The 25922-nt window shown below is 64.9% G+C and carries 18 protein-coding genes and 5 pseudogenes; 17 read left to right on the top strand and 6 right to left on the bottom strand.

Annotated elements, in window-relative coordinates; all coding sequences use genetic code 11:
* Positions 1–99: 99 nt before the first annotated feature.
* The 7 genes and pseudogenes from AB0M26_RS28430 to AB0M26_RS28400 form a co-directional block, all read left to right on the top strand.
* Positions 100–576 (top strand): annotated as a pseudogene (locus tag AB0M26_RS28430) (transposase); the annotation flags it as partial.
* 281 nt (positions 577–857) lie between these two features.
* Entirely contained in the window at positions 858–1184 is a 327-nt protein-coding gene (locus tag AB0M26_RS28425; RefSeq protein WP_365265353.1) for an integrase core domain-containing protein, read from the top strand.
* 233 nt (positions 1185–1417) lie between these two features.
* Positions 1418–1552: a transposase family protein gene (locus tag AB0M26_RS28420; protein ID WP_365265351.1), complete on the top strand. Its 135-nt coding sequence runs from the start codon at positions 1418–1420 to the stop codon at positions 1550–1552.
* Positions 1549–1914 carry a hypothetical protein gene (locus AB0M26_RS28415; protein ID WP_365265349.1) on the top strand — a complete coding sequence of 122 codons (366 nt, stop codon included), beginning with the start codon at positions 1549–1551 and terminating at the stop codon, positions 1912–1914. The genes AB0M26_RS28420 and AB0M26_RS28415 overlap by 4 nt, the downstream gene beginning before the upstream one ends.
* Before the next feature lie 446 nt (positions 1915–2360).
* A complete protein-coding gene (locus tag AB0M26_RS28410) occupies positions 2361–2561 on the top strand; it encodes a hypothetical protein (RefSeq protein ID WP_365265347.1) in 201 nt (66 codons plus the stop codon).
* Positions 2562–2810: 249 nt separating this feature from the next.
* The gene (locus AB0M26_RS28405) at positions 2811–4253 is read left to right on the top strand and encodes a glycosyltransferase (RefSeq protein ID WP_365265345.1); all 1443 of its coding nucleotides are present in this window, start codon (positions 2811–2813) and stop codon (positions 4251–4253) included.
* Between the two features lie 133 nt (positions 4254–4386).
* Positions 4387–4611: pseudogene (locus tag AB0M26_RS28400) on the top strand (transposase family protein); the annotation flags it as partial.
* A 104-nt stretch (positions 4612–4715) separates the two neighbouring features.
* Here the strand turns inward: AB0M26_RS28400 and AB0M26_RS28395 are convergent.
* Together AB0M26_RS28395 and AB0M26_RS28390 are read right to left on the bottom strand one after the other, a co-directional pair.
* Positions 4716–5957, bottom strand: a pseudogene (locus AB0M26_RS28395) (ISL3 family transposase); the annotation flags it as partial.
* 22 nt (positions 5958–5979) lie between these two features.
* Positions 5980–6144 (bottom strand): annotated as a pseudogene (locus AB0M26_RS28390) (transposase); the annotation flags it as partial.
* A gap of 284 nt (positions 6145–6428) precedes the next feature.
* On the opposite strand from AB0M26_RS28390, the gene AB0M26_RS28385 reads away from it, so the two are divergent.
* The 3 genes and pseudogenes from AB0M26_RS28385 to AB0M26_RS28375 form a co-directional block, all read left to right on the top strand.
* Positions 6429–8501 (top strand): hypothetical protein, encoded by a 2073-nt coding sequence (locus AB0M26_RS28385; protein WP_365265343.1) that lies wholly within the window; start codon positions 6429–6431, stop codon positions 8499–8501.
* Positions 8498–9394 (top strand): hypothetical protein, encoded by an 897-nt coding sequence (locus AB0M26_RS28380; RefSeq protein ID WP_365265341.1) that lies wholly within the window; start codon positions 8498–8500, stop codon positions 9392–9394. Before AB0M26_RS28385 ends, AB0M26_RS28380 begins: the two co-directional genes overlap by 4 nt.
* Positions 9395–9871: 477 nt before the next feature.
* Positions 9872–10526, top strand: a pseudogene (locus tag AB0M26_RS28375) (DEAD/DEAH box helicase family protein); the annotation flags it as partial.
* A gap of 1003 nt (positions 10527–11529) precedes the next feature.
* Here AB0M26_RS28375 and AB0M26_RS28370 read toward each other — a convergent pair.
* Positions 11530–13284 carry a hypothetical protein gene (locus AB0M26_RS28370; RefSeq protein ID WP_365265339.1) on the bottom strand — a complete coding sequence of 585 codons (1755 nt, stop codon included), beginning with the start codon at positions 13282–13284 and terminating at the stop codon, positions 11530–11532.
* Positions 13285–15001: 1717 nt separating this feature from the next.
* Here AB0M26_RS28370 and AB0M26_RS28365 point away from each other — a divergent pair.
* Positions 15002–16960 (top strand): hypothetical protein, encoded by a 1959-nt coding sequence (locus AB0M26_RS28365; protein ID WP_365265337.1) that lies wholly within the window; start codon positions 15002–15004, stop codon positions 16958–16960.
* Positions 16961–17966: 1006 nt separating this feature from the next.
* Here the strand turns inward: AB0M26_RS28365 and AB0M26_RS28360 are convergent.
* From AB0M26_RS28360 to AB0M26_RS28350, 3 genes are all read right to left on the bottom strand, one after another.
* Positions 17967–18209, bottom strand: coding sequence for a hypothetical protein (locus AB0M26_RS28360; RefSeq protein ID WP_365265335.1), 243 nt, complete (start codon positions 18207–18209; stop codon positions 17967–17969).
* Between the two features lie 119 nt (positions 18210–18328).
* On the bottom strand, positions 18329–18589 hold the full coding sequence (locus AB0M26_RS28355) for a hypothetical protein (protein WP_365265333.1): 261 nt from the start codon (positions 18587–18589) through the stop codon (positions 18329–18331).
* Positions 18586–18891, bottom strand: a complete 306-nt coding sequence (locus AB0M26_RS28350; RefSeq protein WP_365265331.1) for a DUF6247 family protein — start codon at positions 18889–18891, stop codon at positions 18586–18588. The genes AB0M26_RS28355 and AB0M26_RS28350 overlap by 4 nt, the downstream gene beginning before the upstream one ends.
* 168 nt (positions 18892–19059) lie before the next feature.
* Here AB0M26_RS28350 and AB0M26_RS28345 point away from each other — a divergent pair, with 168 nt between their 5' ends.
* From AB0M26_RS28345 to AB0M26_RS28320, 6 genes are all read left to right on the top strand, one after another.
* Positions 19060–19308 carry a type II toxin-antitoxin system Phd/YefM family antitoxin gene (locus AB0M26_RS28345; protein WP_365265329.1) on the top strand — a complete coding sequence of 83 codons (249 nt, stop codon included), beginning with the start codon at positions 19060–19062 and terminating at the stop codon, positions 19306–19308.
* Between the two features lie 9 nt (positions 19309–19317).
* A complete protein-coding gene (locus tag AB0M26_RS28340) occupies positions 19318–19563 on the top strand; it encodes a type II toxin-antitoxin system RelE/ParE family toxin (protein WP_365265327.1) in 246 nt (81 codons plus the stop codon).
* A gap of 2345 nt (positions 19564–21908) precedes the next feature.
* Positions 21909–24245 carry a nitrate- and nitrite sensing domain-containing protein gene (locus AB0M26_RS28335; protein WP_365265325.1) on the top strand — a complete coding sequence of 779 codons (2337 nt, stop codon included), beginning with the start codon at positions 21909–21911 and terminating at the stop codon, positions 24243–24245.
* A 37-nt stretch (positions 24246–24282) separates the two neighbouring features.
* On the top strand, positions 24283–24732 hold the full coding sequence (locus AB0M26_RS28330; protein WP_365265323.1) for a roadblock/LC7 domain-containing protein: 450 nt from the start codon (positions 24283–24285) through the stop codon (positions 24730–24732).
* A gap of 2 nt (positions 24733–24734) precedes the next feature.
* Complete coding sequence (locus tag AB0M26_RS28325; RefSeq protein ID WP_365265321.1) at positions 24735–25115, top strand: DUF742 domain-containing protein; 381 nt, start codon at positions 24735–24737, stop codon at positions 25113–25115.
* On the top strand, positions 25102–25725 hold the full coding sequence (locus tag AB0M26_RS28320; protein WP_365265319.1) for an ATP/GTP-binding protein: 624 nt from the start codon (positions 25102–25104) through the stop codon (positions 25723–25725). The genes AB0M26_RS28325 and AB0M26_RS28320 overlap by 14 nt, the downstream gene beginning before the upstream one ends.
* The last annotated feature ends 197 nt before the right edge of the window (positions 25726–25922 follow it).

Genomic DNA, 25922 nt, shown 5'->3' with positions numbered 1-25922 from the left:
GGCTTCTCCCGTCTCCGGCGACAGTCCGCTACCGATCGGCCACCGAGCTCCTCGCCGCCGCACATAGTGAAGACGACACACCGACAAGTTGATTCCTTACGGCTTCATTACGCCCGAAATCTGCTGAGTCAGGTTCCAAAGTCGGCCCAGCCGTGGGTGGCCACCCTGCTGCGGACCGTCTTCGAACAGCCCGACACGGACGCCGTGAAGGCCCAGATGCGGCACGTCCTGGACGCACTGGAGGCCAAGTTCCCCAAAGCCGCAGCCCACTTGGACACCGCCCAGCACGACCTGCTGGCGTTCAGCGCCTTCCCGCGCGAGATCTGGCGGCAGATCTGGTCGAACAACCCGCAGGAACGGCTGAACAAGGAAATCCGCCGCCGCACCGACGTGGTCGGCATCTTCCCCGACCGCACCGCCCTGATCCGCCTGATCGGCGCCGTCCTGGCCGAACAGAACGACGAGTGGACGGACGCCCGCCGCTACATGGGACTCGACCTGCTGGCCAAGGCCCGCCTCCACCCAATCGAGTCAGAAACCGACGAGTCCATCCTGCCCACCGAACTCACCGCATAGCCTCAAAACGAGATCACCGAGTGGCCGTCGATACACCACTCCAGCGGACGTGACCAGAGCCCTTGAACGCCGCGACACGCACCCCACCTCCCCCCGCGGACCACAGCCGCCCCGGCACAGGGGCTCTTGCACCCGCTGCGACCCTCAGCAGCAGGCGAACGGGCCGATAGTCGCGGAGCCCGGACTGGTGGCCGGAGTGCTCGCTGTTCCCCCTCGTAGTCACTCTGCGCAGTGATGGCGCCCATGGTGCCGCGAGACGACGTATGCGCGGTACTCGTGAAATGACGGGGCTCGCCGCGGCCACCCGCGGCGGCGACGTCCGGGGCGTGATCTTCCACTCGCACCGCGGCAGCGAATACCAGTCCCGGCGCTTCAGACGGGCCTGCCGCCTGCTCGGCGTGACCCAGTCCATGGGTCGTGTCGGCTCGTGTTTCGACAATGCTGTCAGCGAGGCGTTCAACAGTGTGCTCAAGGTCGAGTACATCCACCGGCGCACCTTCACCACCCGCACCGAGGCGCGGCTGAAGATCGCCACTTGGATCACCGGCCTCTACAACACCAGTCGGCTACACAGCGTGTGTGGATACCATGGACGAGCACGCTCATGAAAGCGAGAGGCTAGAAACCACCGCCAGCCAGGGCGGTTGCAAGTTCCGGGATCGCGTAGATCGTCCGCGCCCAGCAGGAGTTGACGCGCCAACAGCACAGGCACGAGACCGGTGATCATCAGGGTGTCTACGCCAGCTGATCACCTTGACGTCCCGTGCCTGCCGATCCATCCTCCCCAGTCCCTGCCGTCCTGGCGAAACTGGGCCCCCTCCGCCAGCACGACACTGGCCGCGTGCGTGCCCACCTCCAGCGCGTACCCGACCCGCGCTCGCGGCACGGGCGGTGGTATCCCCTGGTCGGCTTGCTGCTGATCTGCGGCTGCGCAGTTGTCTCCGGCGCCCGGACCATCACCGAAATCACCGAGTGAGGGCAGCGCGCCACCACCACGGTGCTGGAACAGCTCGGCATCCGCCGCCACCTGCCGGCCGTCGCCGCCCCCCGTCCCATACCGCCCTCACCCGGCTCCTGGCCGCGCTCGACGGCGATGTCCTGGACGCCACGATGGGCGCCTACCTGGCCGAACGCGACCACACCGCTGCCGGCGACACCGGCTCGGCGCCGCGGCCGGCGATCGCGGTGGACGGCAAGGCGCTGTCCGGCTCCGGGTACCGACCGCAGTGTCACCGGCACCTGCTGTCCGCCGTCACCCACGTCCCCGCCGTCACCCTGGGCCTGCGGGAGGTGGGGGCCAAGACCAACGAGACGGCCGCTTTCCGCCCGAGCTGCTGAAACCACTCGATCTGGCCGGCGCCGTGGTCACCTTCGACGCCCTGCACAAACGTCAAGGATCAGGTGCGCTGGCTGGTGCAGGAGAAGAAGGCCCACTACATCGCGGTGATCAAGGGAAATCAACCAACCGCGTTGGCCCAGGTCAAGGCCCTGCCCTGGGAGCAGGTGCCCGTAGCGCACACCGTCTCCGGGAGGGGGCACGGGCGTCGGGAGTCCCGCTCGGTCAAGACCATGGCTGTCGCGGCGAACTTGGGCGGGATCGCCTTCCCGGAAAAGCGGCTGGCCTTGCGCATCCGCCGGCGCCGCCAAGAGAGCGGCAAGCGGCAGACCCGGGAGATGGTCTACGCCGTCACCGGCCTCGATTCCCACAGGCCAGCCCTGCTGACCTGGGCGGATAGGTGCGCGGGCGCTGGGGAATCGAAAATACCAGCCACCATGTCAGAGATGTGGTGTTCGCCGAGGACGCCTCCACCGTCCACACCGGCAGCGCGCCGCGGGCGATGGCCGCTTTGCGGAACCTGGCCATCGTCATGCGGCTGCTTGGAGCGGACAACATCACCAAGACCGCCCGAGGGATCCGGGACACACCCGAACACGCCGTCTGGATCTGGGGCACCACCGACGGCCCGCTCCTACCGGGAACTTGAAGCCGCCCTGTCGCCAGCCCGAGCGCGGGTGGACGTGGTCGCCCAGGGCCAGGAACACGATCCCCGCCGGCAACGCCGGAAGCAGGAACTGAGCTTGTGTCGCGTGTGTGCATCCGTGCGGGGAGACTGGGACGAGAGCCTGTGGACAGAGGACGCGTCCCTGCACATCGCTGTCGTGTCATGACTCCCGGACACTTCCCCACATCTATGCTCCATATTTGCGCCCATTTCTGGCTCAAAGGATAAGAAGTGACGGATCATCTGGAAACAGTCGCACCGACCGTTCACTCGACGCCGCCGGCCCGCCCGCCGGAGTTCGACGCGGCCACCCACGCGACTATGGCCCACATTGATGGCCAGGCCGTGAAGGTCGTCGCCGAGAAGCGGCGCGCGAGCACCCGCAAGGGAAATGCCCAGGACGGGGCGAGCCGGGCGGGTCGTCCCTGGCGGCTGTTGACGCTCGGTGCGAATCCGCTGACCCGGGTGAGTTTCGCGGTCATCCTGGCTGAGCTGTACCGGACCGGTGTGCTGCAGCGGCGGTTCGAGCTCCATCAATTCGTGCTCGACCCCGGGGTCGATGGCCAGCGACCGGAACAGGTGGACGACGTTCGTCTGCACTGGGGCGGTAATGAGCCCGACAGCACCGCACGGCTGCGTAAGGTGATGGCAGACGTACGCCCGGACGTGGTGCTGCTGGTCGGGGAGATCGGCCATTTCATGCAGCTGGGTTCGGTGCTGGCCGAGACACATCTTCCGGTGCTGGGCTGGTTTCCCGTCAATTTTGAGCGGATCACCAATCCCCGCCCGTGGCAGATCGTGCTGAGTGTGTGCACGCGGGTACTGTGCCAGTCCGAGTTCGGGGCGCGGCAACTGCGTCGCGACAACCCCAATGTCGCTGTCCTGCCGCTGGGTGTCAATACCGAGGTGTTCACTCCGATCGGTAGCCGTGACCAGCGAGCGCTGAGGACTGAACTGGGCTGGGATTCGACAGGATTCTTGTTCCTCTTTGTCGGCCGCAACAATAGCCGCAAGGGTGTCCACTTCGCCATCGAGGCGTTCCGGCTGTTCCGCGCACTCGATCCCGCGGCCGGCGATGCCTCCTACCTGTACCTGCACACTGATGTCGACCACCGGCTGCTTGAACTGCTCCACGGCAGCGATCTGCTCGACCGTGTCTGCCTCACCGACGACTACGACATCGTCCGCAACTTCCTGTCCGAAACCCAACTCGCCGACCTCTACCGGGCCAGCGACGTGTTCCTCCTCCCCTCGCTCTCCGAGGGATTCGGCATGCCGCTGCTGGAAGCGCAAGCGGCCGGGCTGCCCATCATCGCCACCGACAACAGCGCCATCACCGAAGTCGTCGGCGACGCCGGCCTGCTCATCGACGCGCCCCTACGCATTCCTGCTCTGGACAGCGACTGCATCGCCTGGGCGAGACCCCCCGATGTCGATCACGCCGCGCGCCTGATGCTCAGCCTCTACCACGACGCACCCCTGCGCTCCGGCCTTGGCGAACGTGGCATTGCCCGCGCAGCATCGCAAACCTGGAAAGCCATCGCCGACGCCCTGCTCAACGAACTCACCCACCTCACCCCCACTGCTTTGGAACGACGGTGGCGATCTGACCGATCCAGAGTGGAAGTTGATCGAGCCGCACCTGCCACTGGGGGTGTCCGGGCCGATTCCTGAACTGCGCAGCTACTTCAACGCGGCGATATGCGGGACTCATCACGAATCCGGCTCTGTCCCGTAATCGGTGGTGACGAAGCGTGACCAGGGTCGTTGGCATTGCATGCGCGACGTCAACTCCCTTGCGGAGACCGTGTTTTCTGGGTTGTCGGCACTGGACGTTGAGAACATGACGGACCAGGGTGAGGTGATCCGCCTGTCAGCGCGAACCCGGCACCAGGCGGTGCTGTGCCCCAAGTTCGGGACGCCGACCGCGAGAGTGCATGGCTTCCACAAGCGTACGGTGGCGGATCTGCCGGTGGACGGCCGGCGAGTCGCGGTGTCGGTGCAGGTGCGGCGCCTGATCTGCCCGGTGCTGGGGCTATCCGCGACAGCGCTCGCGAAGCCTTCGGATGTGGGCCAAGGAACGGGTCTGTAAAGCTAACGGCCCTGTCTCACTTTCGGTGGTGACAGGTCGTGCTGCTATCGGAGGAGGATGCGGTGGCGAAGGAGGGTGAAGCCTGCTCGTCCATGCATTTGGCGTGCGATCCGCTTGGTTTTCGTGTTGACACCCTCGGTGGGCCGTTGCTGTATGGAAGGGTGAGTGCGGCGGTCACGGCGTCGCGATCCCGCTCCAGGCCTCGGGTGAAGGCGTGCAGGTGGGGCAGATCGGGGCTGCGCGGACCTGGACGATCCCGGGAGAGAGCCCGTCGGCATTTCCTTCGCGAGGAGTCAGAAGCTGAGCGAAGTTTCCGATGCTGGCGGCCAGTTGGGTCATCTCGGGACAGGCTGCGGTGAGCCGAGCCAAGAGGTCGTGATGTTCGGCCTTGAGGTTCTCGGGCCTGGTCAGCAGCATGCGAGCGAGCCGGCGCGGGAAGATGTGGCTGCGGTCGACGTCTGCGCGGCCCTGGTTGATGTTCTTGTGCAGGAGGTTCAGGCAGCCGGTGAAGCAGAGGGCCTTGACCTCTTCGAAGAGATACCTGACGGGGACGGCGGGGTCCTCCGCGCGGCGTTTGCGCAGTTGCTCGCGGGTAGGGGTCGACGAGGCTGGCGCGATATTGGGAACGCGGAGCATCCGCTCGGGCCGGTCGACGCGGACGTAGCGTTGACGGTGTTCAGGGCCAACCGCAGGCGGCGGGCGCATTCGAGCAGGCCCACGCCTGGTCGAGGAGGTCATGGACCTGGTGCCAGCGTTCCAGGGTGGTCTGTGCGCGGGGCCCGTCATATAGGGGTGCGTCCAGCACGGTGGCCCAGCAAGTGCTGTGCGCCTTGACCTCGCTGAGGGCGGCTTAGCACAGGTTGTCCCACAGATGCCACCGGTCTGCGACCTGCACTGCGTCGGGCAGGGCGCGGCGGACGGCCTCGGCATAAGTCGTTGAGCCGTCGCGGCACACGACCTCGATGTCCGGATGCTCGCGCAGCCGCGTCTGAAGTGTGTCAGCAGTGCGGTCGGCAGCACGTCGATCGCGCTTATGGGTCTCGGCGTCGATCACCACGGTGGCATAGCGGTGCAGCCGGCGCAGGGCAAAGTCGTCGACGCCGATCACACGGGGCGTCCTCGTCGGTGGGCAACGGGATGCGCAACAGGGCGCGCAGGGCCGTGTGCCGAGACAAGCGCACCGCGAGTATCGCCAGCAACCGCGCCCCCGCCGGACCCGCTAACTCCTTGACCACGACCTTCACATGCCTGCTCAGACGGGCCGTGCGGCGCTGGTACCGCTCCAGTTCGGTTCGAAGTTGCCGTCCCGTCGCGGGGCACGGATATCTCCACCGGGCCAACGTCGGTCAGGACGGTCTTGCCGCGCTTGCCGTTGCGGGAGTTGCCCCCGTTCCTGCCGGTCGGATCATGCTTGTCACAGCCGAGGTGGTCGGTGATCTCGCCCTTGAGGGCGGACTCCATCAGCCGCTTGGAAGCTGTCCCCCACTGCGCGAGCCCAGCGGTGGGATCCGCCGAACTGGTACGCGCGTTGCTGGCAACCACCCGCTACTCACACAACCTGGTGCACCTCTTGGCGCTAATCGAGCTCAACGCAGAAATAGCCGCCAACGACCCCGGGAATTCCCGGAGCGCGGAAAAATGCCCCAGTCGGCCCGGAGCCCAAAGCCCGGCGAAGAACTGGAGGAGTGGGGCCGTTGGAGTGAGGAACACCATGGCCCCATGACGGAAAGCACACAGTGGAAGTTCAAGGAAGGGAGATGGCTTGGAACATCACTCTCAGGCACACAGGAGGCACCCAGGTGCGGGCTCACAACATCGCGACAGCCACCATGCTGGTCCTGGCAGTTGGCGGATGGGGCGTAGCAGGATCCGGAGCGGCGTACGCCGACAACGGCCCCACCCAGGCAGGTGGGAAGGCGAAGGCCGCTGGCAAGGGCCCCGTCCATGGGAAGGTAAAGGCGCGGGCGGAAGGAGGATCCTCCACCGGCGCGGGCGTCTTCCAGCAGAACATTGCGCAGTCCGCCCGGCAGAACAACAACTGCAATAGCGACACCGTGGAGGAGGAGGGGGAGGTGTCGCTGACCAATAGCCGCGTGACGGGACGGTGCGTGACCAGCGACGGTTCCCTGACCGCGTACTCCCGCATCCACAACGGCCCTGCCCATGCCCAGGGCGGCTCGGCGGGCACAGACCTGGCTCAGCAGAACACCGCCCAGCGCGGCAGACAGAACAACAACTGCAACAACCTTGACGACTCTGCCATCACCCTGGACGGTGGCCGGGTGGAGGGCCTCTGCGCAGACCAGGACCGTTCCTTTAGCAAGCATGTGTTTGTCAAGGGGGGCGGTTCCAGCGCTCACGGCGGCAACGCCACGAGCGTGACCTTGGCTGATGTGGAGCAGCAGAACGTCGCGCAGGTAGGCCGGCAAAACAACAACTGCAACAACTTTAACGAATCGGACATCACCCTGACCGAGGGCCGGGTAGCAGCGCATTGCGGGAACAGAGATGCCTCCTTCAGCAAACACACCCATCTCGAGGGCGGCGGCGCCCGAACCCGGGGCGGCAGTTCAGGCGTGGGTGCGGATCTGTTCCAGCAGAACTTTGCGCAGGAAGGCCGGCAGAACAACAACTGCCACAACCCGAACGGCGTCTCGGACCTCACGGTGACTGGGGGTGGTGGGGCGGCGTTCCGGTGTGGGAACAAGGACGGCTCGTTTAGCAAGCACACGTGGGTCAAGGGCGGCGGCGCCCGCGCCGAAGGCGGCTCCAGCACGACGGCGGACGTGAACCAGCAGAACTTCTCGCAGGAAGGCAGACAGAACAACAACTGCCACAGCCCCAACAGGCTTGTCATCACCGTGAACGACGGCGGCCGGATGGAGGGGCGCTGCACCGACCAGGACTTCTCCTTCAGCAAGCACACCCACGTCAAGGGCGCGGGCGCCCGAGCCGAAGGAGGCCACACAGCCGCCGATGTGGACCAGCAGAACGTGGCGCAGGAAGGCCGGCAAAACAACAACTGCAACAACCCCAACACCAACGGAGACATCACGGTGACGGGGGGCCGGTTGACGACGCGATGCGGGAATGAAGACTTCTCCTTCAGCAAGCACACGTGGGTCAAGGGCGGCGGCGCCCAAGCCAAAGGCGGCTCCAGCACCGGCGGCGCCGTGGACCAGCAGAACACCGCCCAAGAAGGCCAGCAGAACAACAACTGCACCAATCCCAACGACTCGAACTTCACCGTGACAGAGGGCCGGGGAACATTCCGCTGCGCGAACAAGGACCACTCGATCAGCAAGCACGCGTGGGTCAAGAGCCGGGGCGCTCACGCCGAAGGTGGCAGCGGTGCCACGGTGAGCCAGCAGAACATTGCCCAAGAAGGCCGGCAAAACAACAAATGCAACGACCAAAACGCGTTCTCGGACATCAACCCCTCTGGGGGTGAAGGCGGCCGGGTGGATGGCCGCTGCGGGAACAACGACGGCTCGTTCAGCAAGCACACGTGGGTCAAGGGCGGCGGCGCCCGCGCCCACGGCGGCGACGCAACCGCCGATGCGAACCAGCAGAACACCGCCCAAGAAGGCCGGCAGAACAACAACTGCAACAACCCAAATGCTGATGGGGACATCGAAGTGGTTGACGGCGGACGGCTAGAAAGCCGTTGCCGGAACAACGACGCCTCCTTCAACCACAAGACCCTCATCAAGGCCGGCGGCGCCCGAACCCACGGGGGCAACGCAACCGCTACTGTGGCTCAGCAGAACACCGCCCAAGAAGGCCGGCAAAACAACAACTGCACCGCCCCAACGACTTCGACGCCGTGACCATCGACGTGAGCGAGGGTGGCCGGCTAGCGAGCAGTTGCCAGAACAAGGATCACTCCTTCAACCACAAGACCCTCATCAAGGGCGGCGGCGCCCGAACCCACGGCGGCAACGCCACAGGCGAGGGCATTGACTTCGGCCAGCAGAATACCGCCCAAGAAGGCCGACAGAACAACACCTGCACCAACCCCAACCAGGACCCAGACATCAACGTCACCGGCGGCCGGGCCAAGGTCCACTGCGGGAACAAGGACCACTCCTTCAACCACAAGACGCTCATCAAGGGCGGCGGCGCCCGAACCCACGGCGGCAACACCACAGGCGACGTCAATGTGATCGGCCAGCAGAACATCGCCCAAGAAGGCCGACAGAACAACACCTGCGCCAACATCAACGGCAGCCTCATTTCCGACGCCCCCGCCCTCGACGTGGACGGTGGCCAGGCCCAGATCCACTGCCAGAACAAGGACCACTCCTTCAACCACAAGACCCTCATCAAGGGCGGCGGCGCCCGAACCCACGGCGGCAACACCACAGGCGAGACTATTGAGGCGTTCCAGCAGAACATCGCCCAAGAAGGTCGACAGAACACCAGCTGCGGAAACCTCAACCACTCACAAATCACCCTGACCCAGGGCGCCCGGTACAAGGTGAACTGCAAGCAGGTCGACCACTCCGCCAACCACCACACCAAAACCATCGGCGGCGGAGCCAAAACCACAGGCGGAGACGCCACAGCCGACCTCTTCCAGCAGAACACCGCCCAAGAAGGCCGACAGAACACCCACTGCGGCAACGCCAACAACCTCACCCTCACCGTCACCGGCAGCCGCTCGCACACCCCCTGCACCGCCACCGACCGCTCCACCAACATCCACACCGAATATCGGTAACCACCCCGGCGCCGTGATCCAGCCATCACCCCTGCCCTCTTGCTGAAGGCACAACACCTTCAGCAAGAGGGGCAGCGACATGCCGGCCGGGCCCTACTCAGGGAACAAGCGCTCACCGCCCCAGCAGCACCAGCCGAGCCCACCCGCCTGCCCCCAGCCGGCACCGGAAACACTCCCGACGGGTATGTCGATCCCAAGCGCGGCGATCTGTTCACCGCCGCGGTGAAAACCGCGCCGGAGGCAGGAGTCGGCGGGGCATCATGCGGGCCATGAACGACACGCGCGAAGTCCTCACCGAGGACGGGGTAACGACGTGCTCGACGGCAACCGCGACGCCGGATGGGACGCGGAGGACGACTACGAGTGGACTCGCTTAAACACCAGAAACCCAAGGCAGGGGCCAGAGCTGCACACACGGTTGGCCTACGGGATCTCGTCGTGAAACTGCGTGACCATCAGATCGAGGCCGTGGCCGCAATCATCCGCGGCTTCGATGTTCCGCCGGGTGGCATTCCGCTCCATGGCCTGCGCGGGCAGGTGCACGCCGCATGCGGCACAGGCAAGACCATCATCGCGGCGGCGTCCGCCAAGCGGATTACCCCCGCAGGGCGCATTCTCGTGCTGCTGCCGACCCTGGATCTCCTGGCGCAGACGGTCAAGGAATGGCACCGGGTCGGGCACAAAGGGGCCGGCGGTCGCGGTGTGCAGCCTCGGGGACGACCCGGAGATGTGGAACCTGCGGGTGCGCTCCATCACCAACCCCGTGCAGCCGGCCTTGTGGCATGGCACGGGGCCGGTGACCATCTACGCGAGTACGCGTCGCTGGGTGTGCTGGCAGGGGGCCTTCGAGGGCGTCTACGGGCAGCAGCTGGCCCCGCTGGTTCTCGCTATGGTCGATGAGGCGCACCACACCAGTGGGTTGATGGGGAAGGCGTGGGCGGTCATTCATGACCGGGGTGTCATTCCGGCGTTGCGGCGGTTGTATCTGGCGGCGATGCCGCGGATCTGGCAGGAGCGGCCCCCGCACTGGGAGGTGGCCGAGGGGGTGCGGGATGCGCTGCCGAAGGAGATGGCGGCCTCGATGGACGATGTGGCCTTGTTCGGGCCGGTGCTGTACAAGCTCTCGCTCGCGTTCGGCGGTCTCTTCGGCTGCCTCAAGACCGCACCCACTACGACGAAGTCGCCGCCTGGGCCCACCATGCCCAACCTCAACCTACGTCCGCTTGACACGAGACAAGATGAGATGTCTGACGAGCCGAAGTCAGTAACGTCGGAGCAGGAGACGCCCGTGAAGGCGCCCAGGATTGCCTCTGGGGCCTTCGAACGGGGCGTAGCGGCTCTGGCACAGAACAAGGGCGCGTACGGCTCGGTGACCGTGCCAGGGGCCACGTAGGGCGGCTGGAAGACGGGACCGAGGTCAAACTCGGAGTGTTCCTCAGTAAGCAAGAGCAGGCGGGCCAAGCTCACCGCGGACAAACTCGCCGCAATCGGATTCGACTGGGCCTGAGCCGCGGAACCGGGGGTCGGAACTTCCTGCCAAGCCGAAGCTTGGTTCCCAACTTATGCCGCAACAAGTCCCGTCGCCTCGTCCTCGAACTGGCGCCACACCCGAGCTACTCTCGCGTGCGAGGCGTCTCGGTGCGCGCGGCGACGGCGTCGTGGATCGCGGCGAGTGCGCGGGCGACGTCCAGGAGCCGGTACGCTGTGCGCGGCTGATGTCGAACTCCGCATAGCAGTACGACTCCCAGGCGCCGTAGCCAAGCGGCAGCCAGAAGCGGGCGGCATGTGCGTCGCAGACCCGGGCGGCGAGCACCGAGACGGAGCGCCGAACGCGGTCTTGCATCGAGGGGCCCAACTCACCTCCCACTGACCGTCAGTGACGGTGCTGCCTGATGCCCGAAGGCACACCCCGCTCAACTTCGAAGACCCACGCTGTTTGGCCAACAAGCGTTGGGGAGGCCACGTGGCCGGAGCAGGCCCGAGCGGTTGTGTCGATGTCCGTCTCAATCGGGTTCCCACAGCGATGCTGCGGAGAATCACGGCTGAGTACCGAGCCGTTTTGGCGGGCCCCCACAGCGCTGGCTGTGGGGGCCCCGCTTGGTACAGGAATCCGGTGCGTTTCGCGCACCGGTGGCTCACTTGTCGCTGGTGCCGATATTGGTTGAGTGATCCACGGCGATGCACCGGGTCTGCGTGCGGCTACCCATTGCTGTGAGTGTGAGGTTGTTCGGATTGCTGCAGTTGTTGTTCTGCCGCCCGTTCTGGGCGGTGTTCTGTTGGAATAGTTGACCCGCACTGGAGCCGCCTTCAGCCTCTGCGGCTCCCCTTTCCTCTGCCGTTCCCGCATTCTTAGAGCGGTCGACGGTCTTGCACAGGTTCTCCACCCGGCTGCCGGAGAGCGTCGAGTCGAGGCTGTTGGGGTCGGCGCAGTTGTTGTTCTGCCGGCCCTCCTGCGCGGTGTTTACTTGGTCCATCTGGGCAGTGATGCCGCTTGTGCTGGAGCCGCCTTCGGCGCGGGCGCCGCCTCCCCTGGTGACGGTGTGCTTGTTGAGCGAACCGTCCAGGTTCACGCACCGCTCCGTCACCTTGCCTCCACCTCCACCCAGGAGGTCTTCGGTGTCATTGGGGTTGGCGCAGTTGTTGTTCTGCCGCCCCTCCTGTGCGGTGTTTCGCTGATTGGCCAGACCAAGGCCGGTGCTGGAGCCGCCTTCGGCGCGGGCGCCGCCCCCCTTGGAGACCGTGTGCTTGTTGAGCGAACCGTCCAGGTTCACGCACTCCCTCTTGCCTCCGTTCGGCCGGAGGAGGGAGAAGTTGGGGTTGGTGCAGTTGTTGTTCTGCCGCCCTTCTTGAGCGGTGTTTACTTGATTGACCTGGGTAGCGCCGCCACTTGTGCTGGAGCCGCCTTCGGCGCGGGCGCCACCTCCCTTAGTGACGGTGTGCTTGTTGAGCGAACCGTCCAGGTTCACGCACCGCTCCCTGGCCTGGTCGCCTTGGGGGATGACCGTTGTGTTGTTGAGGTTGACGCAGTGATTGTTCTGCCGTCCCTCCTGCGCGGTGCCCTGCCGCCTCAGCAGGCCATTGCCGGAGCCGCTCGTGGCACGCACGCCAGCACCCTCGGTAACGGTGTGTTTATCGCGGGAGCGGTCCAGGTTCACACACCTCCCGTTCACCTCGCCCGCAACCGAGTTCAGGCTGGAGAAGTTGGGATTGGCACAACTGTTGTTCTGCCTCCCCTCCTGGGCAGTGTCCTGCTGATTTGCACCAAGGATGTCTGTGCTGGCATCACTCTCGGCGCGGGCACTGCCGTTCTTGGTGATCGCTTGCTTACTACGGGAGCCGTCCTTGTTCACGCACCACCCACGGCCTTCCCCGCCGTCCAACGCGAAGCCGGTGTTGTTGGGGTTGGCACAGTTGTTGTTCTGCCGACCGGCCTGGGCAGCGGTCTGCTGATTCAAAGCAGCGATGTTGGAGCCGCCTTCGGCGCGGGCGCCACCTCCCTTGGAGACCGTGTGCTTGTTGAGCGAGCCGTCCAGGTTCACGCATCTCTCACGCAATTCACCCCCGCTGCCCAGGATGAGAACGTCGTTGGCCATAGCGCAGTTGTTGTTCTGCCGGCCGCGCTGCGCGATGGCTTGCTCGAGCACCACCGTGCCGCTCCCACCGGAGGCATGGGCAGGGCCGGTATGAACAATGTCGTATTTGTTGAGCGAGCCGTCCGCGGTGACGCAGCGCCCCAGAAGCCGGCCGCCGGTCAGGGCGTTAGCCGTGGTGCAGTTGTTGTTCTGCCGCCCTCCCTGGGAGATGTTCTGCTGACTGAGATTGCCCACCGTAGCGCTGCCGCCGCTTGCGGTGGCGCGAGGGCCGTCGGCAAGTGCAGGGCCGCAGGTCATGGACATCAATCCGCCCGCAGCCACAGCAATGGCTGCAGCTCTCACTCGTTTGCCGTTCATAACGCCTCCGATGCGTCTCGCGCGGTTTCCTTAGCCGCCCACCTGTACGCCCAACGCATAAATGCTCACGAAGAAATGGGCTAGCCGACCGGATTACTCCGGACAGTCGCACCGGCGTGATACGTCACGCGACCCCGTACCTGCTCACCACCCGGCTGCAACAGCTGCGCACCGCCGACAACCACCAGCACAACCCGGCGGTCGTCTTCAGCGCAGGCGTTCGAGGTGGATCACGCGGTCGCGAACATGTTGGTCACTGATCCCGTACAGCACGCGGTAACGTCCGCCGGGGAGGCGGCCAGATGAGGCAGGCCCGGCCATAACGGGCCCTGGCCGCATCGCCGGTCAGGCCGTACGGGTGGCCGATCTGCTCCCAGGTTGCCCCCGCCTCCCGATCGGCGATGACCGCGCATCTGACCAGCTCTCTGACCAGTTCCTGGAAGTCAACGGCGGCCAAGCTGTGCAGGCCGAACACCGGGCCGCTTTCCGATAGTCAGGTCCTCCTGGAGCAGTTCCATCCCCTCACACCGAGAACGGATCTCCTGGTTGATCCGGAGCAGTGCCACACGGGCGCGCACAGCGGCGGCAGCCCGCTTTCGGGCCCGGTGTGCGGCCTGCCTGTACGTGCGTGGCCGCGGGTGGTACCGCAGGCGCCGCCCGGCAGGGAGCGACTCTCCACACGGGAAGCATTTGTCGTACATATCCGATGGATTCCCCCGGAAGCAGATGACACATCCGGCGTTCGGTCATCCAGTGGGCCAACGGCGCTCCGTCGAACGCGCAAGCGCGTTGCCGGTGCACGGGCGGGTATCGCGGCTGCCAGAATCGAGTAGGAGGGCCGGGTCGCCCGGCCCTCCTCTCACACCACCGGACATGCGGTGCGCATCCGGCGGTTCACCGAGCCCAGATGCCCCCACACAGTGAAAAGACCACGACGCCCATCACGATAGGCACGACGATGTCACTGACCAAACGGCATCCGGATGTCACGAGAGGCTTCAGACCCGAAGTTCAATGGCCTCCAGATGGCTACTGACACCGACTGCAGATCCAGTGACACTCGCATGCAGATTCGCATGGATTCCCCTTCTGATTGCGCGCCACATTCCGGAAGAAGGGGCTTTCCTCGGGTCATGAAGAAAATCGAGCCGCGCGCGCACCATATTGAGACCGTTGACGCCAACAAACGCGGCCTCGACATCCCGCTCGAGGGATTCCGACCAACGGGCTGTGTGGGCAGGTGATTTCCGCGTGCGATACCGGGAGGACACTCACTGTCGCTTTCGCTGCTCGCGAGATGCTGCCCAGGGGCGCATTCTGGGCTCGTGCCGACCCTGGATCTCCTGGCGCAGGCGGTCAAGGAGTGGCACCGGGTCGGGCACAGAGGGCCGGCTTCGACCCCTGCTACCAAGACGCATCCTCCTCGTGCGCTGACCAACTCGCTTCACGGAAAGTGCCGAAGAACCAAAAACTTCAAGGCCATTGACAAAAAACTGAGATCTGGCTGCATTCTCAGTTGGCGCTAGTCGCTCAATAGAAAGGTGATTTGCGCCGTTGGGGTGAGGAACACCATGGGCCCATGACGGAAGGCACGGAGTGACGGTTGAGGAAGGGAGATGGCTTGGATCATCACTCATAGACACAAGGAGGCACCCGGGTGCGAGTACACAGGATCGCGACAGCCACGATGCTGGTCCTGGCAGTCAGCGGATGGGGTGTAACTGGATCCGGGGCGGCATACGCCGAGACCGGCCCCGGCCATGGAGGAAAGGCGAAAGCGGCCGAGAAGGGCCACCATCCCGCGCATGGGGGGAGGGCGAAGGCCCGGGCGGAGGGAGGATCCACGACAGGCGGGGCGCTCTTCCAGCAGAACATTGCGCAGTCCGCCCGGCAGAACAACAGCTGCAACAACCCCAACATGGAGGATGCCACGATCTCGCTCACAGATAGCCGGGCAACGGGCCGATGCGTGACCACCGATGGCTCCCTGACCGCCTTCTCCCGCATCCACAACGGGCCCGCAGAAGTCGAAGGCGGCGACGCATCGGAGACGGGCCTGGCCGAGCAGAACACCGCCCAGCGCGGCAGGCAGAACAACAACTGCAACAACGTCAACGCGACGGGCATCACCGTTTCGGGCAGCCGGGTCAAGGGCCACTGCACCGACCAGGACCTCTCCATCACCAAACACACGTCCATCAAGGGCGGCGGCGCCCGAGCCCACAGCGGCACCAGCGGCGGCAGCACCAGCAGCCAAGCTGTCACGCAGCAGAACACCGCCCAGGAAGGTCGGCAGAACAACACCTGCAACAGCCCCAGCTTCACGGCCTTCGAGCCCATCGCGGTGACCGGAGGCGGCCGGGTATCAGCACGCTGCGAGAACAAGGACGCCTCCTTCACCACACACACGTCCATCAAGGGCGGCGGCGCCCGAGCCCACGGCGGCTCCAGCGGGGAAGTCAGTCTCAACGGGCAGAATGTGGCCCAGGAGGGACGGCAGAACAACACCTGCAACAGCTCCAGCGCGGACTCTCCTGACGCGCTCGAGGTGACCGGGGGCCGCGTCAAAGCCCGGTGCGGCAACAAAGACAACTCCTTCAGCAAACACACCCACATCAAAGGCGGCGGCGCCCGAGCCCAAGGCGGCTCCACCACAGGAGGTGCCGGGCCTCAGCAGAACACCGCACAGGAAGGACGGCAGAACAACACCTGCAACAACACCAACGTGCGCATTAGCAGTCCGCTTGAGGTCACCGGGGGCCACGTCGAGGGCCGGTGCGGCAACAAGGACACTTCCTTCAGCGAACACACATACATCAAGGGCGGCGGCGCCCGAGCCCAGGGCGGCTTCACCACACCCGGCGGCGACAGTGATATGAACGAGCAGAACATCGCCCAGGAAGGCCGGCAGAACAACTCCTGCAGCAACACCAACGACGTGACGATCACGGTGCCCGAGGGCGGCCGCGTCCAGGGCCGGTGCGGCAACAAGGACGCTTCCTTCAACAAGCACACCCGTACCAAGGGCGGCGGCGCCCGCGCCCACGGCGGCAGCGGAGGCGACATCAACATGTACCAGCAGAACATCGCCCAGGAAGGCCGCCAGAACAACACTTGCAATAACATCAACATCGCCAGCGGGACAATCAACGTGGACGGCGCGCGGGTGAAGAGTCATTGCGGGAACAAGGACTTCTCATTCAACCGCAAGACCTTCGTCAAGGCCGGCGGCGCCCGAGCCGAAGGCGGCTCCACTGGCACCGGGGTCGATTTTGCCCAGCAGAACATCGCTCAGGAAGGCCGCCAGAACAACTCCTGCAATAACCACAACCTACCGGCCGGGACCACCGACCTGGGCGACAGCCGGTCGAACATGCGCTGTCAGACAGTGGATCGCTCCGTCAACCTCCACACCGCCGACATCGGCGGCGGAGCCAAAACCACCGGCGGGAACTCCACAGCCGAGATCTTCCAGCAGAACATCGCCCAAGAAGGCCGGCAGAACAACACCTGCAACAACACCAACAACCTCACCCTCACCACCACCGGCAGCCGCTTGCACACCCCCTGCGCCGCGGTAGACCGCTCCACCAACATCGGCACGGAATACCGGTAACCCCCCGGCGCCATGATCCAACCATCACCGCTGCCCGCCGCCAAAGGCCTTTCGCCTTTCAGCAGCGGGCAGCGGCATGCTGACGTGGCCCTACTCAAGGAACAAGCGCTCACCACCCAGCAGCACCAGCTGAGCCCACCCGCCAGGAGACCCAGCCGGCGCAGAAACACGCCGGCCTGGGATGTCGATCCAAGCGCGGCGACCTGTCCGCCGCTGAGCCACGCGGTGCAAACCGCCCCCGAAGGCAGGAGCTGGCGCGGCATCATGACGAGGGCCTTATGGGCGCGATCATCTCGATCTCCGAGGCCTACCACGCCCTGGCGTTCGGGACCAGCCGGCCTCTTCCTTCGCTGGAGCGCTTCCGCGGCAGCCCTTGGCCACCTGCAGGCCAGTCGCCCAACTCACCCACGAGCTTGCCGAGTGGGCCGCCAGCATCGCCGAGATGGCCACCGAATACGACACGCAGCTCATGCACCTGAAAGAACAGGAAAAGCCCCGTTCCCGGGGCGACCACTCCTAGACCCGCTCGCGGGAACGTCACGCGAGCGCTCGGCCAGTCCTTCCCTGCACAGGCTTGACCCTCACCTCGAAATGCTCCCTCGCGCAGACGGCCGCTGGCCGTCTCCCTGTTGTCGGTGAACGCCCTGGGCTCGCGCGAGTAGAAGTTCGGTGCGGCTGAGGTCTCTGTAGTCGGTGTACAGCAGGAAGCCCACTATTCTGCCCGCCCCCAGCTCTCGGGCCCAAGACAGTTCGGCAGGCGAGGCCTGCGTCCAAGCCCTCAAGCATGCAACACCCTCCGCAACCTGGGCCTGAACCGGTTCTGTACTTGGCCGACTGCCCTGTCTCATCCCACATCCTCAGAACAGGAGCAAGGGTATGGGCTACCGCGTAGACAACGCCCTGCGGCTCGGAGCAAGTCGTCTGCCCTTCGGGGCCGCGGGCAACCAAGAACATCTGCCCCCTGCCCGACGGCCGTCCCGCGTCGCGACGTATACGGTGAGCGCCTCTAGTCGGTCCAGCGGACACGTGGTGGGAAGAGCAGGATGCCCAGCTCCTTCTCTTTGCGGGTGGGCTCGGCGAACCACGATTCCGAGCTCACGACAACACCGTCGGCCTTCATCGCCTTCATCTGATTCGCGAGCTTCTCGAAGGAGAGGATTTTCGTGCCCTGACTGTCGAAAACCAGAGAACCGAGCTGCACTATCTTGTCCCCCCGGTACAGGAACACGAATGTGGCGTGCGCCATCATCCTCGGCTTTACCTACCTCATCTACCGTCTCGCCACCCGCCGCTGACGCCCCCCGACCGCGCACCACAGGCCCGCCAGCCCACCTACGAAGCACAACGCACCCGTATGGCGGGGTGCGATCAGCCCAGCCAGACGATGTCGACGACGTAGAGGCGAGCAGCTGCCCTGTTGACCCAGTAGACGGCCGTGAGCTGGCCGACCGAGGCAGAACGGACGTCTTCGCCCTCGGGATCACGGCTGTCGAAGGCCGGGAAACTCCAGGGGTCACGTCCAGCGATGTCCACGACGTCGCGGAGCATCTCCCGTGCATGGTCGGGGAGTTCGTCGAGGGCGTTCAGGGCCTGGGGTGAGAGGCGGGCCTGCCAGGCCGCGTCGCTCACCGGCGAGGTCCGAGGACATCGTCCAGGGCGATGCCTTCGGAGTCATCTCGACCGGAGGAGATGAAGGCCTGCACGGCGGGGGCGGCTGCGAGTCGGGCCTGCCAGGCGCGGACGACGTCGATGCACGGGGTGAGGCTGTAGCTGTGCCGGGAGTCCTCCAGCGCGGCCGCCCACGCCTGCTCAAAGGCCGGGACCCATGTAGAGGCGCGCGGATGGTTCCGCAGACGGGTGAGTAGCTCGGCCGCGGCTGCCGGCCCGGGGACCGGCGGGGGCGTGGAGGCGTGGTCGGGTTGGGCAGTCATTCCGCACTCCTCATGCTGGGCTCAACCCACCGTAGCGGCAGTGGTGAAGGGCGTGTACCGAGTCGGCTTCGACGGTCGAACGTCGGTCTCGTTCAAATGCCTTGGGAGTGCTGTGCAGCGTGACGACAAGGGCTGACGCCATGTGCACACTTGCGTTGGGTGGTGTGCATGACGGAGACGACGTACTCGATCGTGGAAGCCCGCGCCCGCCTGGGCGCGATTGCGCGCGAAGTCAGCGCCACCCGTGAACAGGTCGCCATCACCGACCACGGCCAGACGGTCGCCATACTGGTCAGCCCCGCCGACGCCCTGGAACTCCCGGAGCTACGAGCCCTGGCGGCCTTCCGCGCCCGCAAGGGCCCGCGGCGAGAACGCCGGCGTGCCGCACAGCGAGGCATACCGCCGTGTCTTCGGTGACCGTCAGGCGTGAGCTACGAGGTCATCTGGGAGCCCCAGGCCCTCGCCCACGCCGAGCGATTGGCCAAGGAAGACCCCAACGGGGTGCGGCAGCTGTTCACCGCCGTCGACCAGCTCGCGGAGAACCCCAGGCCCAAGGACGCGATCGGGAGCAGCGACGTACTGCGCATCCACGTGGGGCGCTACCGCGTGATGTACGAGATCAGCGACCAACAGGTTCGCATCAGCGCCATCCGCCTCGGACGCCTGCGCTGAAGACGACCCCGTGCCGGTGGCCGTCGGCGGCTTGCTTACGCAGGTGCTGCAGCCGGGTGGTGAGCAGGTACGCGGCGGTGCGCTCCCGCGTAATGTCGACGGCCTCCGTTGCAGCGGCGATGGCGTCGGCGCCGGTCGGGTGGTGGCGGAACCAGCGGCGGCTCTGCTCGGTAGCGAACGCCAGCTCCGCCTCGGCTTCGGCCTCCGGAGTTCGGGCCAGCCGTGCGATCTGCCTGAACGGGCATGCGCTCCTTAGAGCGTTGCGCTGTGCTGGGCTGGGTAGGGGGTTTCCGGTGGAGAAGGCCTCCGCCGGCTACCTTCCCCCTATGAAGGCTCTGCCATGACCTCCGACCTTTCCAGTCAGATCCCCGGCGGGTTCCTGCGGGCCAGCCACATGGCGACTTTGAAGACGTGTCCCGATCCTGGTGGGCGAGGTTACCGCACGCGGACGCGACGCCGGCCTCGGCAGCGTGCAAATGACGACATCAGGCTGGCCGGCCGCGCACATCCGCCGAAATTTCTTCCTCCTGCGAGGAGTACCTGCAGCGCTGGCTGCACCTCCTGGATGGCACCGAACCTCTGGCGCGGGGATAGCAACCATGTCCCCAACCACAAGACCATGGAGAGGGAGTCCGCCTTCGAGCGAAGCCAAGCTCATGAAGGACAGGCTCGCGCTGGCCGGCATCGGCCGGGGTGGAGACCGCGGCGTGACGTCACGACCGCGACGTCGTTGAACTGTACAACTCCATACACCATGGGCCCCGGGATGACATTGATCGGCCTATCCCCGGGGCCCGTGGCGTGCCGGGTCGGTCAGGCCAGATCGGTGGCACCGGCGCACCAAATGATGGGGACTGCTTGTGTGGTCCCGGCGGGCTGGGTCAGCCGAGACGGATCATGAAAGAGACGGTCGGCAGATGACCAGTAGGTGGGCGTGAGCTCGCCGACGGTGGTAGAGCGTCCGCCTTCGCCTCGGGGTTCGCCGCTCTCGATGGCGACATGGGGGCTCCTTGAGGATGCCCTTCTCCTCGGTGAAGGGGGCGATCAGAGGCTGCCAGGCGATGTTGTTCACCGAAGGAGGCAGACCGCGGCTGGTGAGGTGGATCAGCTCGACAGCGTCCTCGGAGAACGGCGTGCCCTGACGGTCGATAATCGTGATAGACGCTTGACGTAGTCGGCGGTCTCTTCGACGGTGGGGTACCGCCACACTTCCTCCGACCTACGACGGAACCGGCGCAGCCCCGCCGGCCCCTTCCCTCGGCCGGACCAAGGCGGGCAGCGGCCTGGTGGTGCCCAGGGCGCTATCTTCAGCCCTCTTCCGATCACTTCGGCTGCATCCGTACGCCGCGGCCAGACCGTGTCCGGCAGCAGCAGGTGCGGGACCTGGCTGCCCGTACACCGCAAAGGGCGAGGACGTGCGAACAGCCGAGCACTGAGATCACCACGGACCTTATGGGGCCGGCCGTGTCCCCAGCGCGAGCACGACCCCGCACGCGGGGCACACGACTCGCCCGCCCACACCACGGGCACGAGATCGGTGCCGACGATGAGCTCCCTGTACACCTCCACCACGTGCACCCCGTGTGGTCATGCACGAAGCAAGATCAGTCTGGCCCACCAAGATCAGCATCCATCCAGGACCGCCGCGACCCCCTGGGTTTGTGCTCATACAGAGACCCGACCAACAGTCAAGTGATCGCCTGGCCTTTTTATGGCGGATCCGCCACTGATTATGAGTTTCGGTGGTGGAGATCGTCGTCTCCTTGCAGGAGATTCAGGCGTACTGCCGTGACTTGCGCCATGCATAAGAGAATTTCGGTACTCGCTACGGCACAGCACGATTCTCTCCTTCGGGACCGTCAGGCCTACCGACCAGACTCCTTGCGGATCGTGCTCCTGCCACTCCACTCCCCCACACATCGCAGTAGGCCCAGTGTTCCTTTACGAGACTCATCCGACTTCCGTCAGCGTCAATGCCGACGTCCATAACGCGCCCTGCTGGGAGCTCGACTGCACGGCAACGACGTCCCCCCACGTCTTCCCTCGGGTTTGCGATCCTCCAGCGCGAGCACGGCAGACGGTTCGCTCGGCCCGAGAATTCCAAGGCCGTGACAACGACGACCAGCCTGGCCACCCCCTCGGCACGGCCGTCTCGGCATTCCTCACGATCTGTTATCGGCCCTGACGAACGCATCATCAAAGTCCATCATCTGCAGCTCAGTCCGGCCGGTTGCACCCCAAGGCTCGACGCCGCGGCCTGATGACGAGCACCATCAAGAGTTTTGAGATTTTCTTCCGGACAGCCCGCCGGATTCGGATGCTTTCAACACTATTCAGGGACCGCGATGGCAAGCATACTTTCCAGACTCCGGAAGCGATCGATCCGGACGACGTTGACTTTGATCGCCCTCGTTCCCTGCCTTGCACTGGCGGGGTTGTGGACGGAGACAACCAGCCATCGCCTGTCAGAGGGCATACAACTGCGGCGGACCGCCAACCTAGCTAAATCCTTCGGCACCAGTGGCTACAAGATGTTCTACGCGCTGCAGAGGGAGCGTGCCCTTACGGCGATATGGATGGCGGACCCATCAGCTTCATCCCGCTCCGCTCTCGTTTCCCAACGGCGCGTACTCGATGCAGCCATGTCCGCGCTGGTAAGCCAGAAATCCAAGATCGACAATGCTCCTGACCATATCAAGAAGAGTACAGCCCCTGTGATGTCCTCCCTGAACCATTTCTCACTCGATGATCTGCGAAAACAAATCGACAAGTCTCGCGTGAGCCGCAGTCGAGCCGTCGCCGCGTACACCAAAGTGATCAGTACGTCGACCAGTGCATTCGACGCGGTTTCCTGGGCCGACGACAGCGAACTTGTCATCGGCAGCAAATCACTCATTGCACTGGTGAGTCTGCAGGAGCAGGTACAACTGGCCGACGCCGCCCTCGGTCCGGCCGTGGCAACGGGTCGCTTGACAGCAGGGCAACGAGCTCAACTCTCGGCTGCAGTGGGGGCGCAGAACTATCTGCTCGAGGGCTTGCCGGATCAACTCCCTGGCATCCGACGGTCGGATCTGAAGCGCATCACCAACAGTATGGCTTGGGACGTCGTCTCGGACACGATTGCAGCCGTACTGGGCACGCCAGCCAGCAATAGCTCGTCCGGCACAACACAAATCAATCCGCCGAAAACAGCCGAGGAGTGGAACGAATGCATGGCCAAAGTCGGTGACGAGTTGCAGCAGCTGACCCAGAATCAGGCCAAGGACCTGACGCATCTTATGCGGGACAAGTCGGACGAGAGACTCCGCCAAGGGTTCACCACCAGTGCTGCAGGACTTGCCGCCGTGCTCACCGCAGCGCTCTTGTCCTGGAGTATCTCTCGATCGGTCTCACGACGTATGGCCAGATTGCGCCAGGCGACCATCGATCTCGCGCAGCATCGGCTGCCGGCCCTGGTGGACCGCCTCAATCGCGGCGAGGCGATCGATGTCACCCGTGAAGTTTCAGAACTGGACTATGGAGAAGACGAGTTGGGTCAGGTGGCGCAGGCGTTCAACTCGGCCCAACGGACGTCGGTTCGCAGTGCTGTTGCACTGGCGGACGCGCGTCGCGGATTCGAGAAAGCAATTTTGGGCGTTGCGCGGCACACCCAAAACCTCACGAACCAACAATTGACCTTGCTGGAGAAAATGGAGCGGCGGCATCAAGAGCCCAGAGTGCTGGAGGAGTTGTACCAGCTTGATTCCCAGGCCAGCCAGATCCGTCGGTATGAGGAGAACTTGGCAATTCTGACGGGAGGCAGGCCCAGACGTCGCTTCACCGAGCCTGCACCCGTGATCGACGTGCTCCGCAGCGCCGTAGGTGAGGTTGCCGACTATCAGCGGATCAAGTTGCATGCCGATGAGCATCTGCAGTTGAAGCCATCCGCCGTCTCGGACATCACGCACCTACTGGCCGAACTCATCGAGAACGCGGCGCGTTTTTCCCCTTCCGCCTATCCCGTGCGGGTCCGGGCAGAAGAGGTCAGCAAAGGCCTGGCTGTTGAGGTCGAGGATCGAGGTTTCGGACTCTCGGAGGAGGAGTACGAGGAGCTCACCAGAAAACTGGCTGAGCCGCCTCCCTTTGACGTGCTCGCTCTCGCTGATGACATCCGGCTGGGCATGTTCGTGGTCTCGCGACTTGCTTCCTTGCATGCCATCAGGGTGACCGTTCGATCATCACCTTACGGTGGTACGTCTGCCATCGTTTTGATCCCGTCTTCCGTCATTGTGAGAAAGGCGAAAGAGGACTCCTGCTCCGTTCGCGTCGAGGCACCTGTCCATAAGGCAGATACGCCCGCCTCCGGCGTTTCCGCACCCGCTCGGCCCGTGGCTCGAAGCGTGGCCTTGGCGGCAGAGAGGGAGAAGCCGCGCCCGCAGAGCCCTTCGACGAGCGTCCCATCGGGGTCCGCCGGCGGGCCCAGACGGGAGGCTCCCCCGCTGCCGCAACGCACATCTGCACGTCACTCACGCGGGCCGGAGTCGCGGCGTCGCGGCACTGTGACAAGGCAGCTGCCCGAGGCACCTATGGAAGAGCCGCTTGCAGCGGACCGCGCGGCAATGACCATGTCGGCGTTCCAACGCGGCACAGGCCACGCTCGAGAAATGCATGCGGGACCAAAACATCCTGACCCCCCGCGGTAGAGAAGACAGCTCCAAGACGAAATGGAGGTGACCCACCATGGCCCCAGACACCGCTCACACACCACACGCCCAGAACCAGCTCGACGATCTACTCACAGGATTGGTCCAAGTCGTCGCCGACGTACGCCATGCCGTGATCGTGGCACAGGACGGGCTGGTCATCAGCAGGTCGACCTCCTTCTCCCGGGCGGCGGCGGAGCGCCTGGCGGCAGCGGTCTCCGGAGTGATGAGTCTCAGCCGCGGCATATCCGACGACACCAAGGGAGGGCGAGTACTTCAGACGCTCATCGAGATGCAGAACGGTTTCCTGATGCTCTCCTCGGCGAGTTCCGGATCACATCTGGCCGTGCTCACCATCCGCGAGGCCGATATAGGAATCGTAGCGTTCGAGATGAACATGCTGGTCAAGAAGCTGGGCGCACTGCTGACCACCCAACCTCGGGTATGGCGGCCGGCTACGGGAGCGGATGGCGCCTCATCGCGATGAACGTGAGCGCTGAGGGTGAGGGGCCGGACCCAAGCAGCGGCACCGCCAATCTCGTGCGGCTTTTCACACTCGTCGGTGGCCGCACGGCACCGACCCGTGATGTATTCACGCTTCTCACCATGGTCACCTCAGTGCCTTCGTGGCAGGTACGCCGCGACAATCTCCTACCGGAACACTGTCGCATGCTTGAGCTCTGCTCCCCATCGACCGCTGTGGCGGAGATCTCCGCTCAACTCGGCCTGCCCGTGTCGGTCACCATCATTATGTTGTCCGACCTGCTCGATGCCGGCTTGATCCTTGTTCACCCGCCCTCCCCTCCTTCGGGGCCGAGTGAGGATCTCGATTTGTTGTGGAAGGTGAGGGACAGCCTTGACCGCCTCTGATAACGCCCCGGAAGCAGTCAAGATTCTTATATCAGGCGGCTTCGGTGTGGGAAAAACCAGCATGGTCTCCTCCGTCAGCGAAATAACGCCGCTCCGCACCGAGGAGGTATTTACGGAGAGGAGCATCGAAAGTGATGACCTAAGCGCTGTCGAACTCAAGGCGACCACCACAGTGGCCATGGACTTCGGACGCATCACCCTGGCGGATGATCTGGTGCTCTATATGTTCGGAACCCCGGGCCAAGAGCGCTTTTGGCACATGTGGGACGATATGTTGCACGGCGCGTTGGGCGGCATAGTATTGGTCGACACCCGGCGACTCGAATCCAGCTTTTTCGCCGTCGATTTCTTTGAGGAACGCGGGCTGCCCTTCATAGTCGCCGTGAATTGCTTCTACGGACAGAGACTCCACACCAGCGAGCAGGTCGGAACCGCGCTCGCCCTTGCACCCAACGTCCGGGTCGAAACATTCGACGCGCGCCACCGCACGTCATGCCTGAGTATTCTTCTGGTCTTGCTCGACGAACTGATCTCCCTTCGCTCCGCGCAGCTACAGAGAGGTGCCGCAAAGAGCGCGCCCGGCATGAACGGCCAGATGCGCTGGGACTGAGCGGCTTCAACCTTTCGTGCAGGTCGCGCTGTGTGCAGATCGGTCCCAGGTGGCAGCTGGCGGCAAAGCCGAACCGGACCCGGTCTCCCGGCGCCGGACAGGCCCCCCTACCCCCCACCACCCGGCGAGCCGTGGAATGAGCACGCAGGAGACCGGCCATGAACGCACCCCTGCCCGACGTACCGGATGTCCGGGTC

The organism is Streptomyces sp. NPDC051776 (genome assembly GCF_040681345.1).
Classification (GTDB): domain Bacteria; phylum Actinomycetota; class Actinomycetes; order Streptomycetales; family Streptomycetaceae; genus Streptomyces.
The sequence above is the reverse complement of the archived record's forward strand: the minus strand, read 5'-3'. Positions and strand labels throughout refer to the sequence as shown.

Bases quoted from the DNA above. Each gene is read 5' to 3' on its own strand.
- AB0M26_RS28425 (WP_365265353.1), top strand. From the start codon at position 858: ATGACGGGGCTCGCCGCGGCCACCCGCGGCGGCGACGTCCGGGGCGTG.
- AB0M26_RS28385 (WP_365265343.1), top strand. From the start codon at position 6,429: ATGGCTTGGAACATCACTCTCAGGCACACAGGAGGCACCCAGGTGCGG.
- AB0M26_RS28370 (WP_365265339.1), bottom strand. From the start codon at position 13,284: ATGACCTGCGGCCCTGCACTTGCCGACGGCCCTCGCGCCACCGCAAGC.
- AB0M26_RS28360 (WP_365265335.1), bottom strand. From the start codon at position 18,209: ATGATGGCGCACGCCACATTCGTGTTCCTGTACCGGGGGGACAAGATA.
- AB0M26_RS28350 (WP_365265331.1), bottom strand. From the start codon at position 18,891: ATGACTGCCCAACCCGACCACGCCTCCACGCCCCCGCCGGTCCCCGGG.
- AB0M26_RS28345 (WP_365265329.1), top strand. From the start codon at position 19,060: ATGACGGAGACGACGTACTCGATCGTGGAAGCCCGCGCCCGCCTGGGC.
- AB0M26_RS28335 (WP_365265325.1), top strand. From the start codon at position 21,909: ATGGCAAGCATACTTTCCAGACTCCGGAAGCGATCGATCCGGACGACG.
- AB0M26_RS28330 (WP_365265323.1), top strand. From the start codon at position 24,283: ATGGCCCCAGACACCGCTCACACACCACACGCCCAGAACCAGCTCGAC.